Origin of the sequence: Brevibacillus sp. NPDC003359 (assembly GCF_042878995.1) — a bacterium.
Taxonomy (GTDB): Bacteria; Bacillota; Bacilli; order Brevibacillales; family Brevibacillaceae; genus Brevibacillus.
The window spans coordinates 1-17,010 of record NZ_JBIAOR010000025.1; the positions used below are offsets into that span (position 1 = coordinate 1).

23 protein-coding genes are annotated in these 17,010 nt (G+C 45.9%); all 23 read left to right on the top strand.

The window, feature by feature from the left end:
• Positions 1-138: 138 nt before the first annotated feature.
• The 23 genes from ACFYU8_RS29595 (at position 139) to ACFYU8_RS29705 (ending at position 17,006) form a co-directional block, all read left to right on the top strand.
• On the top strand, positions 139-765 hold the full coding sequence (locus ACFYU8_RS29595; RefSeq protein ID WP_390306556.1) for a dUTP diphosphatase: 627 nt from the start codon (positions 139-141) through the stop codon (positions 763-765).
• Positions 766-778: 13 nt separating this feature from the next.
• On the top strand, positions 779-1,234 hold the full coding sequence (locus ACFYU8_RS29600; protein WP_390306558.1) for a YopX family protein: 456 nt from the start codon (positions 779-781) through the stop codon (positions 1,232-1,234).
• The gene (locus ACFYU8_RS29605; RefSeq protein ID WP_390306560.1) at positions 1,234-1,641 is read left to right on the top strand and encodes a YopX family protein; all 408 of its coding nucleotides are present in this window, start codon (positions 1,234-1,236) and stop codon (positions 1,639-1,641) included. The genes ACFYU8_RS29600 and ACFYU8_RS29605 overlap by 1 nt, the downstream gene beginning before the upstream one ends.
• Positions 1,642-2,005: 364 nt before the next feature.
• A complete protein-coding gene (locus ACFYU8_RS29610; protein ID WP_390306561.1) occupies positions 2,006-2,227 on the top strand; it encodes a hypothetical protein in 222 nt (73 codons plus the stop codon).
• Positions 2,228-2,265: 38 nt separating this feature from the next.
• Positions 2,266-2,799, top strand: a complete 534-nt coding sequence (locus tag ACFYU8_RS29615) for a dUTP diphosphatase (protein ID WP_390306563.1) — start codon at positions 2,266-2,268, stop codon at positions 2,797-2,799.
• A gap of 74 nt (positions 2,800-2,873) precedes the next feature.
• Complete coding sequence (locus ACFYU8_RS29620; RefSeq protein ID WP_390306565.1) at positions 2,874-3,257, top strand: ArpU family phage packaging/lysis transcriptional regulator; 384 nt, start codon at positions 2,874-2,876, stop codon at positions 3,255-3,257.
• Positions 3,258-4,429: 1,172 nt separating this feature from the next.
• Entirely contained in the window at positions 4,430-4,603 is a 174-nt protein-coding gene (locus ACFYU8_RS29625) for a hypothetical protein (RefSeq protein ID WP_390306567.1), read from the top strand.
• Positions 4,604-4,959: 356 nt separating this feature from the next.
• The gene (locus tag ACFYU8_RS29630; protein WP_390306569.1) at positions 4,960-6,171 is read left to right on the top strand and encodes a site-specific DNA-methyltransferase; all 1,212 of its coding nucleotides are present in this window, start codon (positions 4,960-4,962) and stop codon (positions 6,169-6,171) included.
• A 135-nt stretch (positions 6,172-6,306) separates the two neighbouring features.
• Positions 6,307-6,546: a hypothetical protein gene (locus ACFYU8_RS29635; protein WP_390306571.1), complete on the top strand. Its 240-nt coding sequence runs from the start codon at positions 6,307-6,309 to the stop codon at positions 6,544-6,546.
• 23 nt (positions 6,547-6,569) lie between these two features.
• Positions 6,570-7,112, top strand: a complete 543-nt coding sequence (locus ACFYU8_RS29640) for a tyrosine-type recombinase/integrase (RefSeq protein WP_390306573.1) — start codon at positions 6,570-6,572, stop codon at positions 7,110-7,112.
• A 153-nt stretch (positions 7,113-7,265) separates the two neighbouring features.
• Positions 7,266-7,628, top strand: a complete 363-nt coding sequence (locus ACFYU8_RS29645; protein ID WP_390306575.1) for an HNH endonuclease — start codon at positions 7,266-7,268, stop codon at positions 7,626-7,628.
• Positions 7,621-7,851 carry a hypothetical protein gene (locus tag ACFYU8_RS29650; RefSeq protein ID WP_390306577.1) on the top strand — a complete coding sequence of 77 codons (231 nt, stop codon included), beginning with the start codon at positions 7,621-7,623 and terminating at the stop codon, positions 7,849-7,851. The genes ACFYU8_RS29645 and ACFYU8_RS29650 overlap by 8 nt, the downstream gene beginning before the upstream one ends.
• Positions 7,852-7,951: 100 nt before the next feature.
• Positions 7,952-8,437, top strand: a complete 486-nt coding sequence (locus ACFYU8_RS29655) for a phage terminase small subunit P27 family (protein WP_390306579.1) — start codon at positions 7,952-7,954, stop codon at positions 8,435-8,437.
• Positions 8,418-10,211: a terminase large subunit gene (locus tag ACFYU8_RS29660; protein WP_390306581.1), complete on the top strand. Its 1,794-nt coding sequence runs from the start codon at positions 8,418-8,420 to the stop codon at positions 10,209-10,211. The genes ACFYU8_RS29655 and ACFYU8_RS29660 overlap by 20 nt, the downstream gene beginning before the upstream one ends.
• A 163-nt stretch (positions 10,212-10,374) precedes the next feature.
• Complete coding sequence (locus ACFYU8_RS29665; protein ID WP_390306583.1) at positions 10,375-11,604, top strand: phage portal protein; 1,230 nt, start codon at positions 10,375-10,377, stop codon at positions 11,602-11,604.
• Positions 11,601-12,344 (top strand): head maturation protease, ClpP-related, encoded by a 744-nt coding sequence (locus tag ACFYU8_RS29670; RefSeq protein ID WP_390306585.1) that lies wholly within the window; start codon positions 11,601-11,603, stop codon positions 12,342-12,344. The genes ACFYU8_RS29665 and ACFYU8_RS29670 overlap by 4 nt, the downstream gene beginning before the upstream one ends.
• 4 nt (positions 12,345-12,348) lie before the next feature.
• Entirely contained in the window at positions 12,349-13,794 is a 1,446-nt protein-coding gene (locus tag ACFYU8_RS29675) for a phage major capsid protein (protein ID WP_390306587.1), read from the top strand.
• Between the two features lie 46 nt (positions 13,795-13,840).
• Positions 13,841-14,149 carry a hypothetical protein gene (locus ACFYU8_RS29680; protein ID WP_390306589.1) on the top strand — a complete coding sequence of 103 codons (309 nt, stop codon included), beginning with the start codon at positions 13,841-13,843 and terminating at the stop codon, positions 14,147-14,149.
• The gene (locus ACFYU8_RS29685; RefSeq protein ID WP_390306591.1) at positions 14,149-14,703 is read left to right on the top strand and encodes a phage head-tail connector protein; all 555 of its coding nucleotides are present in this window, start codon (positions 14,149-14,151) and stop codon (positions 14,701-14,703) included. Before ACFYU8_RS29680 ends, ACFYU8_RS29685 begins: the two co-directional genes overlap by 1 nt.
• A gap of 4 nt (positions 14,704-14,707) precedes the next feature.
• The gene (locus ACFYU8_RS29690) at positions 14,708-15,187 is read left to right on the top strand and encodes a phage virion morphogenesis protein (RefSeq protein WP_390306593.1); all 480 of its coding nucleotides are present in this window, start codon (positions 14,708-14,710) and stop codon (positions 15,185-15,187) included.
• The gene (locus ACFYU8_RS29695) at positions 15,184-15,531 is read left to right on the top strand and encodes a hypothetical protein (RefSeq protein WP_390306595.1); all 348 of its coding nucleotides are present in this window, start codon (positions 15,184-15,186) and stop codon (positions 15,529-15,531) included. The genes ACFYU8_RS29690 and ACFYU8_RS29695 overlap by 4 nt, the downstream gene beginning before the upstream one ends.
• Positions 15,518-16,012 (top strand): phage neck terminator protein, encoded by a 495-nt coding sequence (locus ACFYU8_RS29700; protein WP_390306597.1) that lies wholly within the window; start codon positions 15,518-15,520, stop codon positions 16,010-16,012. Before ACFYU8_RS29695 ends, ACFYU8_RS29700 begins: the two co-directional genes overlap by 14 nt.
• Entirely contained in the window at positions 15,996-17,006 is a 1,011-nt protein-coding gene (locus ACFYU8_RS29705; RefSeq protein ID WP_390306599.1) for a DUF3383 family protein, read from the top strand. The genes ACFYU8_RS29700 and ACFYU8_RS29705 overlap by 17 nt, the downstream gene beginning before the upstream one ends.
• The last annotated feature ends 4 nt before the right edge of the window (positions 17,007-17,010 follow it).

Here is a 17,010-nt window from a genome sequence, read left to right on the forward strand (position 1 = left end):
TCTCTAGTAGGAACGGACATTAGGATTTGCTGCATAGGCCGTCCAATTCACCCGGTAGATCGGAAAGAGGCCAAGGCGAAGCTGTTCTCAGAGCGGCGGAAGAAGCTGAAATTAGAAATTATGTAGGAGGGGAACGGGATGAATTTACAACCACTCTTTGAAAAGCAACGGCAGCTTGATCAATACATCATCAAGAAAAAAGGACTTGAAGGGCAAGACTTGTTGCCAAACAAGATTTTGGCATTGCAGGTGGAGCTCGGGGAGTTGGCAAACGAATGGCGCGGGTTTAAGCATTGGTCTGATAACCAGGAGCCGAAGCACGGATATGAGCCCCTTATTGAATGCGATAAGTGTGGCGGGAAAGGCTTCTGGTTCTCTGGCGAGCGCATTCATTGCCAGAAGTGCAAACAGACTGGAAAGGTAACAAATCCCCTTCTGGAAGAGCTTGTTGACTGCCTTCACTTCATCCTTTCAATTGGAATTGAGACTTGGCATGAACCAGGATTAGTTGAACCACTAAAAGCTAATACAGGTGTGCTCCAGCAGTTCCTATCTCTCAATCAACATGTTGGCAGTATGTCCTTTGCATGGTCAGTAGACGAGGCTGGCGATTTCACTACAACAAATTTTTATGACAGATATGACCAATCACTAAAGCTGCTGCTCGGCCTTGGCGAAATGCTAGAGTTCACCTTTGATGAGATCGAACAAGCATATAACGAGAAGTGGGAAGAGAACATTCGCCGGCAGGACGCTGGCTACTGAGGAGGGGAACGGGATGCAAGCAGGACGTGAAGTGAAGTACCAGGCATGGATCATACCAACCCGAGAAATGAAAGTTGTCACATCGTTGCGATTCGACGAGAACGGAAAATTGTACGGGATCACTACTCCTGATACCCCAGTAGGAGGGTGCATAATCTTAAAGTCTGTCAGGCTTCGTCAGTTCACTGGCCTGCGTGACAGGAACGGCAAGGAGATTTACGAAGGGGACATTATCAAAGGAACAACTTATTTATACGCGCATGAATTAAAGAATGGAAAACAATTTGACTATTTTGGTGCTGTTGAGTGGGGCTCTCAGGCTGACGTTGGTCTATGCTGGCTGGTATCTGATAAGCAAGGATCATGGGAGTTGCGACAAACGGTTCACCGAAACGACATCGATTATTGCACAGGCGAGGTCATCGGCAACATCTACGAGAATCCTGAGCTGCTGGAGGTGGGGAAGTGATGCAAGTAGGACTCGAGATTGAGTTCAGAGCTTGGGACGATGAAAAGAAACGGATGTATGATGGCGACGCAATCGAGACATACGATTACCTCGTTACGGGATTATCATATGGCAGGCTGTTCGTAGCACTAGAGGACCCAGACTGGCGGGAACTGACGGTTATACAATTTACCGGACTCCACGACAAGAAGGGTAAAGGTATCTATGAAGGAGACATCCTGGCAGATTGTGTTGAGGGGTCTACGATTCGTGGCTATGTAGTCAGGCAAAAAGGCGCTTTCTTCCTCGAAACTGGTCAAAAGTGGGCGCCATACCTACATGTGATTGCTACTAAGCATAACGAAATTAGCGAATGGGAGGTCATCGGCAACATATACGAGAACCCTGAACTGGTGCCGGCTGCTTAACATAAGAGAAAGTAAGAAAACGAGAGCATGATCGCTCTCGTTCACTGAAAATAGCAATTAGCAAAGAGCAATAAAGGGAGGGCACCCGCCCCCCGGCCACCACCAAGCGGAAGCAGCACTTGGAATAGAAGCTACAATCATCACAGTGAAAACAACAGCAAGCAACTTTTTCATATGTATCACCTCCAGTCGAAGTGTTCTGAATATAATATACCATTACTTACAAAATATGTAAAAAGTATATTAGTGCAGGGAAGTGAAATTGTGTTCGAGCACATGTGGTGGATCGACGGAGAAGAAAAGCTGTTTTGAGTTAAGTGTGGGCAGGCAGCGGAGCCAAAGTATTTAACACAATATTTCAGGAGTGAAGGAGGAATTAAGGCTGGATAAGACAAACGGCAAGTTGACGGCAATCGAATGGCAAATGCTCATCGATAATATCATCGAGGAAATGCCCTATCAAATCAAAATACACGTTGAAGTATCAAAGCTGTACAAGGCGAGGTTTGATGCGTTGGTTTCATCTGGATTTACAGAAAATCAAGCATTAGAAATTTTGAAGGCTAGAGGTCTAACGTGGCAATAAACAAGATACTTCAGCAGGAGTACATATAAGGAGGGTCGATGATGGTCAATATCAAGGTAAAACGAATTCACCCAGATGCTGTAATTCCTGCTTACGCAAAGAATGGAGATGCAGGATTCGATTTCGTTGCGGTAGAGGAAACAATCATACAACCAGGAGAAAGTGCAAAAATACGTATAGGGCTGGCGATGGAAGTGCCAGAAGGGTATGAGATTCAGGTCCGTCCAAGGTCAGGAATCGGAGCCAAAACAAAACTTCGCATTAGCAACGCACCAGGAACGATCGACAGCGGTTTTCGCGGGGAGATCGGAGTCCTTTTTGATAACATCAACAAGCGACCTGAGAAATTGACAAAAGACAATATAGGATCATTCATGGGAAAATCTCTCGATAATGAAGTCGTCCGGACAAAAACAAGCTGCATCGAGGGTGCGTATGTCATAAAGAAGGGTGATCGGATCGCCCAAGGTGTATTGGCCAAAGTCCCAAAAGCAAAGTTTGAAGTAGTGGACGAGCTATCAGAATCTGCGCGCGGCACAGGCGGATTTGGTCATACAGGAGTAACGGCTTAAAAACAGAAAGCCCCCATGCTGGGAGCTACTGCCAAGCCCAAAATCAAACAATACCCAGCAGAGGGAGGATGGACATGGGAGCTGAACAATTGTCGTTCTTGGACCCGGTAAATGAAAAAGCAGTGAGGAAAGCTGTAGTCAAAGAACTGAAGGCGTACAAAGCACTTCGGGTGGCCGTCCAGAACAAGCAGGAACAAGAACAGGAAGGAGTAACCAACCTTTTTCCTTCGCTACAAAAGTCCGAAACCAAGAATGAGGTCAAAGTAAGACAAATCGAGCGCGCTCTGCAATTCACACTTGATGAGATGGAACGAAAGATCATCGAAGAAAAGTACCTAAGTCCATGCAGAAACAATGACATTAACATATACCTGGATCTAGGCCTGACAAAGGACCAGTATTACATAAAGAAACGGGATGCGATCTTTCAAATTGCAACAGCACTTAGGATTATCTGAGTGCTGTTTTTTTGTTAAAAACTGCGAGAAAAACCCGACAAAAACCGGACAAAATCAAGGATAAAAGACGGACAAAATGCTGGACGTTTTAAAAGTGGGAAATCGGTACTCTTGAAGTAAGGGGAAACCCTTGGGAGACACCGCCTATCCCTTATCAACGGCGTACCTGAGCGAATCTATGGATGTTGACGAATGTGGCCTTACGAGAGGGGGCATTCTGAGTCTGAACGCGCTAGTCTTGCGATGATCGTAGCAGGGAACATGCAATTATTTTCTTTTTATTGCTATGTAGTACTAGCGGTTTTCAAGTTTGGGAACCCCTCTCGGATCTTTGGAAAATCGCTTATTAAAAAGGTAGGATCGTCCTATTGTCGAAAAAGGTATAAGAAGGGGGCGATTCAGTGGGAACAAAAAAATTAAAATCTCACGAAAGAGAAGCATATAAAAGACAGCTTGGAATTAGAGATTACGAGAGAGATAAAAAGAAGTGTGGGACCTGTTTCAATTACAATCACAATTTATGTTCCGTTCACCTTTTGGTAACTAAAGCAAATGAAGTGTGCGATGCTTTTTCCGCCCAGCAGATAACGGTTTTCAGAGGCGGTAGTGTCTCGCCAAAATAGATCGTCTTTCGAAAAGCGCCTTAGCAGAGGTGCTTTTTGTTTTTACATGGGATATACCGGACAGGGGATTAAATGCGAGACCTACGGCTCCGGCCCCTCGCCCCTTGTCCAGTACTTCTCATTAATTTGTAACGTTAGATAAACGGGAGGTGAAGATAGGAATGGAAAAGGCGAAAACGCTTGTCTCTCAAAGCTTTGTGAAGAACGAGTGCATGAATTGCGTCTGGGGAAAGAAAGTTGGGACAGCCATCCATTGCCTTCGGATGCCTTGCGTGAAAATTGATTATGCAGTTAAGGGCAGTAAGTTGTTATGAAGGGAGAGATTCGATTGAATACTCCAGAGCTGCCAAGCTATGAGCGGGTAAAAAACTATGTGCTCCACTTGGGAAAACACGACTCAGCTATTAGTGTGATGGCAATTAGACAGCATTTCAAAATCAGCATGCCCGACGCAGCGCGCTTTGTAATACAACTAGAGAACGATAGAGTGATAAGCAGGCTTGTAGGCGGAGAAGGTCGGAAGCTACTCAATAAGGAGGAGCAAAGCTGATGTACTGTTGTCCTGGTTGCTTGGTGACAATTGAAAGTCGTGAGGAGCTGTTCAAACACCTTGATGAGTGCAACCAAGACGACGCCAAAACAATTTTAACTGGAGAGGATGATCCACATGGTAAAAGCCATTATGAACTTGTTTCGGAAGAGTGCAACAAAGAAGAAGCTTGAACCAAATAGTGGGGCCGACATCTACATAAATCCAGAACCGAAATTGAGTCGAGCGGAGAGGCGGAGAATTTGGAAGGAGTCTTGGACGCTATACAATCATGATGGATCAGGTTACTAGGCAGCGGATAAAAAGTTGAGTCCGATAGGAAGTATTATGTAAACAAAGGGGTCAAAACCCGATTTTCAGCCGTTTTGAGCGATTACTCGCGATTATGGCTTTTTGACATGAAGAAAAGCGAGGCAAATTGTCCACCTGCCGTGGACAAACCGGGTTGAATGAGGCTCAAAGTACAATCTCGCGTTTGCTCGCGTTTGCTTCGTTTTTCGTATCACGAATTTTGAAGGAGGAGAACGCCGTGAATATCCGAACCATTCCCGTTTCCATGATCAATGCTGCTGAATACAATCCGCGTCTCGACCTCCAGCCCGGCGATCCAGAATATGAAAAGCTGAAGCGATCGATCGAGGAATTTGGGTATGTGGAGCCAGTGATCTGGAACGAGACAACCAGTAACATCGTCGGCGGGCATCAACGGTACAAAGTCCTGGCTAACGAGCTGGGGCGAACCGAGATCGAAGTGGTTGTCGTCAAAATGGATCCAGATAAGGAAAAGGCGCTCAATATCGCGCTGAATAAAGTCGGTGGCGATTGGGACCTGCCCAAATTGCGCGATTTAATGACTGACCTGCAGGTGAGTGATCTCGACCTTTCGCTAACCGGCTTTGATACGGCTGACTTGGACGAACTGATCGAGCAGTTTTCTTTTGAGCCAGAGATTGTCGAAGTGGAAGAGGATGACTTCGATGTGGAAGGCGAGCTCTCCAAAATCGAAGAGCCAATGACTCAGCCCGGCGACCTCTGGATCCTCGGTCGGCATCGCTTGCTTTGTGGTGACTCTACCAATTTGTCGGATGTGGAACAACTCATGAACGGACAGCGTGCTGACATGGTATTTACCGATCCGCCGTACAACGTGGATTACACCGGGAAGACAGAAGATGCTCTCAAGATTCAAAACGACAAGATGGCGGACGGACAGTTTCGTGACTTCCTGGTTACTGTCTACCAAAACCTCTTTCACGTTTCGAAGGAAGGCGCTGCGATCTATGTTTGTCACGCCGATTCGGAAGGCGTCAATTTTCGCTCATCCATGGTGGAGGCTGGCTGGTTGCTGAAGCAGTGCTTGATCTGGGTGAAAAACGTATTTGTTCTTGGTCGTCAGGATTACCACTGGCGACACGAACCTATCCTTTATGGCTGGAAGCCAGGAGCTGCACACAATTGGTATTCCGACAGAAAACAAGACACCGTTTGGGAGATTGACAAGCCAATTCGTAATGGCGAGCATCCCACGATGAAGCCGATTGCCCTGGTATCCAGAGCTTTACAGAACAGCAGCAAGCGCGGTGATATTGCGCTCGATCTGTTTGGCGGCTCTGGATCCACGATGGCTGCAGCTGAGCAGACCGATCGAACCGCCTACCTCATGGAAATTGATCCAAAGTATTGTGATGTGATTGCCAAACGTTGGGAACAACTCACTGGTGAAATAGCTGTAAAGGCATAAGAAAAGGAGAGTGCGCTAACACTCCCCTTGCTCCTACCAGGCAACCCTGGCAGAGATAGTGGAACCCGTGGCCACGGAATGCATTAAGCCACTATCTCGTTTTCCATTCTACCGGAAAGCCGAGGAGTTGTCACATTGAATAAGGATCAACGCGATGATGAGCTAGACACCATAGATGCCATTATCGAATCAAATGGGAAATATCGAAAGATTGTTCAGGCGGCCATAGCTCAATGGGTGAAGGACTATCAGAATGGAAAGATTCAAATCAATACAGTTAACGATTTGCGAACGTTAGTGCAGTTGGACACAGACCTTCAAAAAGGTTTGCTTCTCACTAGAAAAATGAAATCAAACAGGACTATGCATAAATAACAAGCAAAGGATGGGGATGGCCTTTGAGGGTTGTTGAACCAATTAGAGACCGGGTCTTGTTAGAGGAATTCAAAGAATATCTGAAAGAATGGAATGGACGCAACTACATCATGTTCATGATCGGTATCAATACCGGATTGCGGATAACTGATATTCTGCGATTAAAAGTCGGGGATGTAAAGGGGAGTCACATTGTCATTCAGGAAGAGAAGACAGACAAGTGGAGGAAGATCCTTGTTACGAAATCTCTAAAGAAAGAACTCCAGGAGTACATCGATGGTAAGAAAGATCATGAGTACCTGGTAAAAAGCCGGCAAGGTCATAATCAGCCAATCACACGAGACATGGCCTATAAGATATTGAGAACAGTTGCAGAAGAGTTTGACATGGAGCGTGTAGGTACACATTCCATGAGGAAGACCTACGGGTACTGGTTTTATAAAAAGTACAAAGATGCTGCAGTCTTGCAGGATCTATTTGGTCACTATTCTCAAGAGGAAACGCTGACCTATATCGGAATCAACCAAGATACCCACGATAAATACATGGCAGATTTTAGTCTATAAAAATGGTTGAATTCTTTTCTATCCAGCTTTGTATAACTCATTTAATAGACAAGGTATAAAGCCAGATTTATCAAGGGATTCGGGATTTCATCGACATATACTGTACCATAGATATGAATAAGTGAAGTTGACATAATACAGGGAGTTATGAACATGGCACAGAGACCGAATAAACCGTGCTCGAAACCAGGGTGTCCGGATCTCACACGAGAGCGATATTGCCAAAAACACACGGAAGAGCAAGCGAAAATTTACAACAGGCATCGAGGGTCCTCGTCGGAGCGGGGCTATGACGCTCGATGGAGAAAAGCTAGGACAAACTACCTTTCACTAAATCCTCTCTGCGTTCATTGTTGGAATGATGGAAAGGCTATGGCTGCTACTGTGGTGGACCATATCAAGCCTCACAAAGGGGACAAGCTTCTGTTTTGGGATCGAGCAAACTGGCAAGCGTTATGTGCAACATGCCATAGCAAGAAAACAGCGAAAGAAGACGGAGGGTTTGGGAATGGATGAGCAAGCGAAACTGTATGTGGAGCAGATGAAACTTTGGTTTGAGGAACACAAGGCGCTTGGTGAACAAATCGAAAGGGCAGTTGATCTTCACAAAAGGCTGGCTGAATTAAACAAGGGTCAGTTGGCGGCGCACAACCTTCGGATGGCACTTGCCATAGAAGAATATAATGCATGGGCAGAGGAAAATGGCGTATCTGAATATGCTTCTCTCCCCTTGGGGTAGGGGGGGTCAAATCTCTCCAGTAGTTCGGCTATAGACCGCGTGGGACTCTAATGCAAAAAAATGTCCCCATGGAGATTTTAAAAAAGGTGAGGTGCTGATTGTGGCCCAAGTCACTCGTTTCAACAAAATGCGCGTTGGGCGTAGGGGCGGCGGCAAACACTGGACGAAAGAAGAAGTCGAGCGCAGGGAAGCTGCCGCAAAGAAACTAGAGCGCAAAAAGAAAAAGAAGTTACGAATGCCTGATTGGCTGGATAGAGAAGCTGAGAAGGTATGGAAGAAAACAACCAAGGACATGGATGCTTTCGAGATCCTTGATAAAGTGGACGAGGACGTGCTTGCTACTTATTGTGATACAGTCGCCCGGTACAAGGAAACCACAGAGCTTATAAAAAAGAATGGGTATACAGAGATCAATGCAGCTGGTTCATTGACAGTTAGCCCCTACGTCAAGATGCAGCAAGGCTATGCGAAGCTCATGATGCAGTACGCAGATAAACTAGGGCTTAACGCGAACGCAAGAGCCAGATTAGCGAAGAACATTGCAGATGGAGGGGAGCAAGATCCAAATGCAGATCTCTTCGATTGATTTGAACGAACTGGAGGATCTCCATCCGACCACTAGGTATGCCGTTGAAATTGTAGGAGGAATAAGGCCGAGTTGTAAAAGAGAACGTCAAGCCTGTGAGCGGCATCTAAGAGATTTAGAACGGCAAGGAACGGATGACTTTCCTTTTGTTTTTGATGAAAGCAGGGCTGACCGGATTTTTGATTGGTTCGAACACTGTTGTCGTCATGTTCGAGGCCCATTTTCTGGACATTTAATAGAGTTACAGCCATTCCAAATGTTCGATTTGGGCTGTATCTTTGGGTGGGTAGATCTTACTACTGGTCGACGAAGGTTTAAAAAATGCTTTAATATGCGCGCTCGGGGTAACGTAAAGTCAACGGAGATGTCAGGTCTTGCACTCTATGGTATGTGTAGCGACTGTGTGTATCCTCCTGGACAGCCAGAACTCAGGCGGTATGAAGATAGCCCAGAAGTGGAATGTGCTGCGGTAGATAAAGGACAGGCTAAGCGGGTTTGGGGCGACGCACAAGAGATGGGAAAAAAGAGCCCTGATATCTTGAAAAGGCTGATCATCAAGAAAACATTCATCGAGCATGCAAAACGCGGCGGATGGTTGCGACCTTTATCTAAAGATACAAAAAACAAAGACTCGGGTGCACCTTGTATGGTTATCATTGATGAGTATCATGCACATCCTTCTAGCGAAATTCATGATGTCCTGTACTCAGGATTTGGAAAAAGAGAGCAATCTCTGATGATGATTATTACTACAGCTGGTAAGGATTCACAGAACGGTCCTTGCAAAAAAGAGTATGATCACCTTTGCAAGATGTTAGATGGCGACAAGCCGATGAATGAAAGTTACTTCGCTATGATAAGGGAACTTGATAAAGAAGATGATCCTCATGATGAGACAACATGGGTAAAAGCAAACCCAATCTTGCAAGAAGACAACGAATATTCACGTATTCTAAAAAATCAAATTCGTGCGGAGCATGACGAAGCATTTGATTCCGGTGATCCAGATAAAATTCGTGAGTTTCTGATTAAGCGCTGCGACAGGTGGCAAGCGGACAGCGAAAATAAATACATGTCTGGAATTATGGATAAATGGAAGGCGTTAGGTATTCCACGAAATGAATTCCTTGAGCTGGTTAAAGGGAAAAATACATGGGCTGGTCTTGATTTAGCGAAAACGACGGATCTAACCGCAGACGGAAATGTATTTTTACTGGATGATGGACGGATTGCGATTACTGCCCATGGCTTTATGCCAGAGGAAACAGCGACAAAACACGAACATACAGACCGCGTTCCTTATCGGGACTGGGCAAAAGATGGATGGTGTACGTTAACCGAAGGAGCCGTCACTGATTACAAGTATATTAAAGTTCACATTAAAAAGATGGAAGTTGAACAAGAGTGGAAAGTGGAAGAAATTTGCTTTGATAACTACAATGCGACACACTTCGTTCAGGAATTAGAAAACGATGGTTATGAGATGGTGAATATTCCGCAAGTGATGAAGCATTTATCTGCTCCAACAAAGTTTTTACGTGAACTAGTGCTTCAGGGAAGACTTGTTCATGACGGAAGCCCACTTCTCACCTGGTGTATATCGAATGCAGTAGAAATTTCGGATACAAATGGCAACATTAAGCTATCAAAAAAGCACAAAGATGACAGTCAGCGGATTGACTTAATTGCTGCTGTGATCAACGCGTTATCTAGGGCCATGATTGCCGACTATCAGCGCTCAATTTTTGAGAAGAGGGGGCCAAGGACGCTGTGAAAAAATCAAAAAACATACTGGAAACAGTCCGAGAAACCTGCCTTTTGGTGGGTTTTTCTAGTTTTGGGTATGGTTTATGGCTCATTTACCCTCCAGCTATGTGGCTGGTGTGCGGTTCGATCCTAATTTGGGTCGGATTTCCCCCAAAAAGGAGGGGTGATTGATGGGGTTTTTAAGCGATTTGGTCAATAAATCAGCCTATTCGATGGAGGATTTTAACCGAGATATTCGTAGTTTGTTGGGTGGTCATTCCACGAAATCAGGGCAAAAAGTCAATGAGGAGACGGCGTTGCGCTATATTACGGTCTTTTCCTGTGCCCGGGTGCTTGCCGAAACATTGGGATCTCTCCCATTTTTCGTGTACCGACCAAGAGAGAGTGGAAAAGGCAACGATAAAGCAGTAGATCATCCAGTCTATGGACTGCTGCATGATGCACCTAATGACGAAATGACCTCTCAGACATGGCGAGAAACAAGTATGGGTCACCTAGTCTTGTCAGGAAACACCTACTCCATCATCACCATGGATAGGAAAGGCCAAGTGACTGATCTATATCCGGTTCCCTGGAACACAGTGGAGCCACGTAGGAATCGATCAACTGGAAAGATCGAATACCAGATCAATGACCGAGGTAAGATCGATGTTTTTCCAGCAGAAAAGGTGTTCCACATACCAGCATTCGGCTTTGATGGTATCAAAGGGTACAGCCCGATCCGAATGGCTTCCGAAGCAATCGGTTTAGGAATGGCTGCCACTGAGTTTTCTGCTCGTTTCTATGGACAAGGCATGAATATAGGCGGTGTCCTTGAACATCCACATGCTTTGAGCGATCAAGCTTACACTCGATTGCAGAATTGGCTGGAAGAAAAGGGTTCAGGTCTGGCGCATTCATGGAAGCCACTTATTCTCGAAGAGGGTATGAAATTCAACCGTATACCGATGCCGTTGACCGATGCCCAATTTATCGAAACGAGGAAGTTTACGAGGGACGAGATATGCGGGTTGTTCCGTGTTCCGCCGCACATGATCGCCAACCTGGAGAGAGCGACCTTCTCCAATATCGAACACTTGAGCATCGACTTCGTGCAGCACTCGCTGCTCCCATACGTAACCCGTTGGGAACAAACAATCAATTGGAAGCTGTTCACAAAGAAAGAACGAGAACAGGGATATTTCGCAAAAGCAAACGTCGATGGCTTACTCCGTGGCGATTATAAGAGCCGTCAAGAAGGGCTGGCTATCCAACGTCAAAATGGCATCATCAACGCGGATGAATGGCGTGATAAAGAGGATTACAACCCAATCGATGGACCAGAAGGCACGGCTTACCTTGTGAATGGGACTATGATTCCAACTACAGTAGCTGTTGGCAAAGGAGGTGAGAATAAATGAGCGTAAAGATTGATATCAAAGGGGTCATTGTCTCGAACGACGATATGTGGATCTACGAATGGTTTGAAATGGATGCTACAAGTCCCAAGTCAGTCATTGATCAAATTAACACAGCCAATGGAGACAGTCTGGAAGTGATCATCAATTCAGGTGGTGGCAGTGTCTTTGCTGGTTCAGAGATTTACACAGCTTTAAAGGAACATCAAGGGGAGGTTATTGTTAAAATCCCTAGCTTTGCAGCAAGTGCGGCTTCGCTAATTGCAATGGCTGGAGATCGAGTGATGATTTCTCCAACCGCACAAATTATGATTCACAACGTTTCCTCTGTCGCACGTGGAGACTATAGAGACCTTCAACATGGAGCCGATTTCCTCAAAAACTACAATACTTCCATCGCAAATGCTTACATGTTGAAAAGTGGGATGACACAAGAAGAGTTGCTTGAACTAATGAATCAAGAAACATACTTCAATGCCCAACAAGCACTGGAGAAAAAACTGGTCGACGAGATTATGTTTGAGTTAGGCTCCCAGCCAAACCTTATCGCGAGCACAGGAATGGCAAAGCTATTGCCGCCAGAAGTCATCGAGAAAATGAGGAACGAATTGGCGAACGGTCTAAAGCCACAGCCGCCACAACCAATGAATCAAACTGAACATACACCAGCAACAGAGCGACCAAGTGGGTCGCTTTCTTTGTATGAAAAAAGGCTTGCCCACAACAAACACAGGAGGTTTTAAGAGTATGAAAATGACCAAACAGAATGCACTGTCGTTTGCTTTCCCAGTAGTGAATCTGCAGCATTTTGCAGAAGCTACCACGCAAGACTTGTTGCAAGCACGCGCTACAAAGATCGAACGTCAAGGTGCAATCCTGGAAGCAGCAAAAGCGGATAACAACCGCGATCTGACTAACGAAGAAGACCAAGAATTCGATGCACTCGATACCGAAATTGTTGATTTAGACAATAAAATCGCTTCAAAAGAGAAGCAAACACAGCGGGAAAACACTGTAGCTGCTCGTTATGCCTCGATTCAAAATCAAACCGCAACGCCATATCGTCCAAGTGCAGTATTTGGCGGAAATCCAACACAGCACGAGCCAAAAAACGATAATGGCTTCGCATCTTTGGGTGAATTCATAAATGCCGTTCGCTTTGGAGATACAAAAGGCCGGCTGGCAGAAGTGCCTGTAGGACAAGGTGAAGGCGGTGGCTACAAGGTACCAGACGCGTTCCAGGCTCAGATCTTGCCAAGTCAAGTATTGAACCAATGGTCTATGGGGACAGGAGGCGAAGGAGGCTATGCCGTTCCAATCGAATTCCGTCCTGATGTTTTGATGATTAGTCCAGAAGCTGCTATTGTTCGTTCTCGCGCAACAGTAATCCCGGCAGGGGAAGAAGCACCAGATACGAAGATCACGATGCCTGCCCTGGATCAAGGGACTAAAGGTGTTTTCGGTGGAGTAGAAGTATCATGGATCGGAGAAGGACAAGAGAAGCCAGATACTGGCGGTGCCTTGAAAGAGGTCGCTTTGCAACCGCATGAAGTAGCGGCTACTACTGTGGTAACGGACAAATTGCTTCGTAACTGGTCTTCAGCTAACTCGTTTATTAGTTCTTTGCTCACCAAAGCCATGATGGCGGCAGAAGACATTGCGTTCCTGACTGGAAACGGAACAAACAAACCAACTGGCGTGGTTGGTGCATCAGGATCCCTCGCAGTGAATCGAGCTACAGCAAACACCGTTACCTATGATGATATCGTCCTGCTGCTGGCTTACTTGCTGCCGGATTCAGCAAGTAGCTCCATTTGGGTTGCGAACCAATCCATCATGCCTGACTTGGTGAAATTGAGGGATCCTGCAGGTAACTACATCTTCATCCAAGGTAACGCGACAAAAGGCATCCCGGCTACATTGCTGGGCATTCCGATCCGATTCACGGGCAAAACGCCAGCAAAAGGTCAGAAAGGCGACCTGGTGCTTGTTGATCTGTCTTACTACCTGATCAAAGACGGATCCGGACCATACATCGCTGCATCTGAGCATGTCTACTTTAAGCAGAACAAGACCGTCATCAAAGCCTTCTGGAACGTGGACGGTAAACCATGGGTTATTGCTCCACTTACCCTTGAAGATAAAGTGACAAAGGTAAGTCCGTATGTCGTACTCGATATTCCAAAAGTGTAGAAGGAGCCTATCCAGGCTCCTTTTTCTCTAACAGGAGGGCATGAACATGAAAAAATTCCGTGTTACATCTGATTTTATTGATATAGATACTGACGAGTTGGTCAAAGCTGGTGAAATTATTGAAGCGGATGACGATCGAGCCGAACAACTGAGAGAAAAACAGGTCATTGGTAAGGAAGTCCAAGAGCAACAAGACGACGATGCTGATCTAGATGGTCTAAAAAAACTGGCGGGCGGATACTATGAGCTGCCAAATGGTGACAAGGTGAGGGGAAAAGATAACGCAATTGAGTCGTTGAAAGCCCTGAATGCAGCTACCACGGGAACGGATCCAAAAACTGACGGTGAACAATAATGTTGACCACCGTCGATAAAGCCAAGTCACTGCTTGGGATCTCAGCAGATGATGAAACAGACAACGGTCAGGTGGCTCTCTACCTTGCAGCAGCCACCTCGGCTATTGAAACTTACTGCCGCAGGTCTTTCCGTCTGCAGGACTACAAGGATAGGAAGCACGATGGAGTCAGAGGGAAGGAATTGCTCTTGGAAGGATACCCGATTGTCCAGGTATCCAAGGTGCAAATTGATGGCGTTGATGTATCTGACTACGAAACGGTCGCAGAAAAAGGGATTCTTTTCCGAGAAGACGGTTGGAAAGCTTCAGATCGGCAGATCACCCTGACTTACACTGCTGGATATGTGCTGCCTGATGATGCTACTCCAGAAAAGCGTCAGACTTTGCCGGAATCCTTGGAATTGGCATGCGTTTTGTTCTGCCAAACTCTTATGCGTACTCCTGGCGTTACTTCGGAACGCGTTGGCGATCTGGCTGTTTCCTATGCTAATGATGGTGAAGGTTTGCCGGCAGCAGTGAAAAGCTTGGTAAATCCTTATAAACGTTGGGGATGATTGAATGGCAAGAAGAAGACAAAGATCAACGAGAGCTAACGTGACCATAGATGAAAACTCAAACATTCCAGAAATAAGAAGGGCATTAGAAAGATTGGCTGCAAAAGAGACACATATTGGCATGGAAGGTGACGCGGAGCTTGCTATGATCGCAGGTGTTCATGAGTATGGCAGCGCGAAGATGAAGATTCCGGCGCGTAGTTTCATTGGGGTGGGTAAGAAGCGATCTGCTGCCCCAATCAAGAAGCATGTAAAGGACAAGATACAGGGTGTTGCTGATGGTAACGTGTCACCAGAGGAGCTATTGCGCGATATTGGCCAGATCGGATTGGAACGAACACTCAAACGGTTCGATTCAATTCGTCAACCTCCCCTTTCTCCAACCTATAAAGCTATCAAAAATGGCAGAAAAATTCTCCTGAGAGACAAGGACTTGCGGGATTCACTAACATTTAAGATCGTCCAAAAGGACGGAGGAACATGACACTCTTTAGATTCGCACCTATGTTAAAAAAGTACAACAAGCCTTATCTTTTGATACGTCCCGGAACCGGAGAATATGATCAGGACGGTGTGTGGCAGGCAGTGGAACCAACACGCATTACCCTGAGAGGACACTTCCAGCCTGTAAATACGAAGCTGCAGCAGGCTGAAGGTGGTGAATACACCGAAGATGACCGAGCACTTTACACCACAAACAGTCATGCTTCCGGGGATTTGATCGAATACAAAGGTGTTCAGTACATCGTGGATGCCTTGGATGACCGGGATTACTGTGATGTTAATAAGTATCTGGCAAAGAAGGTGGTTGCCAATGATCCCGTTTAGGGCCATACGTTCGACCATTGTCCAGGGGTTGTCCAAATATCTGAGTTTGCCAGTGATTGAACTAAACGGCGGGGGAGACATCCCGAAAACTGCCTTTCTGACCTACGATTTTGAAGAAGCAATTGGCGAGTCGACGGGATTACCTGTTGAATACGAAGTTGGCGATAAAATCAGGCAAGTGGAGACAGTTCCGTTTACTGTCTCTTTTTTGTCGTATGCCGACGACAAGGCGACAAGCGTTGAGAATGCCATGAAAGCTCGTGACTGGTTCAAAACGGCAGGCTATGAGGTGTTGAAAGACACAGTCAATGTCATTGTGGCCAACTACGGATCGATTGAAAACCTGGATATTAAAATCGGTTCCGAGTGGGAACGGCGCCACGGATTTGAAGTAGAATTTCGAACGATTGCTGAGACAGAACGCGATCTCGTTACAATCGACAAAGCAAATGTGAGAGGAGTGGATGGATTTGGCGGTTAAAAGTGATGTTATCGTAAGGATTGAAATTCAAAGGCCAACTCCAAAGTTGGGCTTTGGTAAAACACTGATCATTGGATCCAGTGTGACAGGGATGGACTATAAGACTTATTACGACCTAGAAGCCATCCAGAAGGATTTTGCGCAGACTTCCGAGGTTTATAAAGCAGCTTTTGCCTTGTTGAATCAGGGGGACAATTCACCGTCTGAGATCGCCGTCATGTTACATAAGACGGAAGGCGAACCCTTGGCGGACTTCTTGCCGAAGATTTTCGAAAAGGATTGGTATTTTCTTGTATCCACAAGCAGCCAGAAAACGAATATCCTGACGATTGCAGATGCTGTAGAGCAAAATAATTCTCGCCAATTCTTTGCCAGCTCATCGAGTCTGGAAGACTTGGCTACAATCAAAGCAAAGAAGTACACACGCACAACGATGTTTTACCATACGACGACAGATAACTATCCAGAAGCTGCATGGTTAGGATCTTGCGCTGCCGCAGATGTAGGGAGTATCACATGGAAGTCAAAAACACTCAAAGGTATTAATGTTCTCGATATTAGCACTACAGAATTTATGGCTATTCATGACGCAGGGGCAAATACCTATGTCAAGAAAGCCGGGGATGATGTTACCAGCGAAGGGAAAACGGTATCTGGTGAATACATCGACATCATTCATGCCCGTGACTACCTGGTATTCAGCATCCAATACGCGATTCAAAAGTTGCTGAATCGATCGCCTAAGATTCGGTATGACAACACGGGCATTTCACAAATCGAAGGTGAAGTTCGAACCGTCCTGAAACGTGCTGATTTGAACGGGATGATTGCTCATGATGACGATGGACAGGCTCTTTTTAGTACCAGATTCAAAAGTCGAGCAGAAGTAGACCCAGCAGACCGGGAGAAACGTGAATATAACGATGGGACGTTCCAATTTGAACTGGCTGGCGCTATTCACAGTGCAACGGTGATTGGGACCATCATTCTGTAAAAGG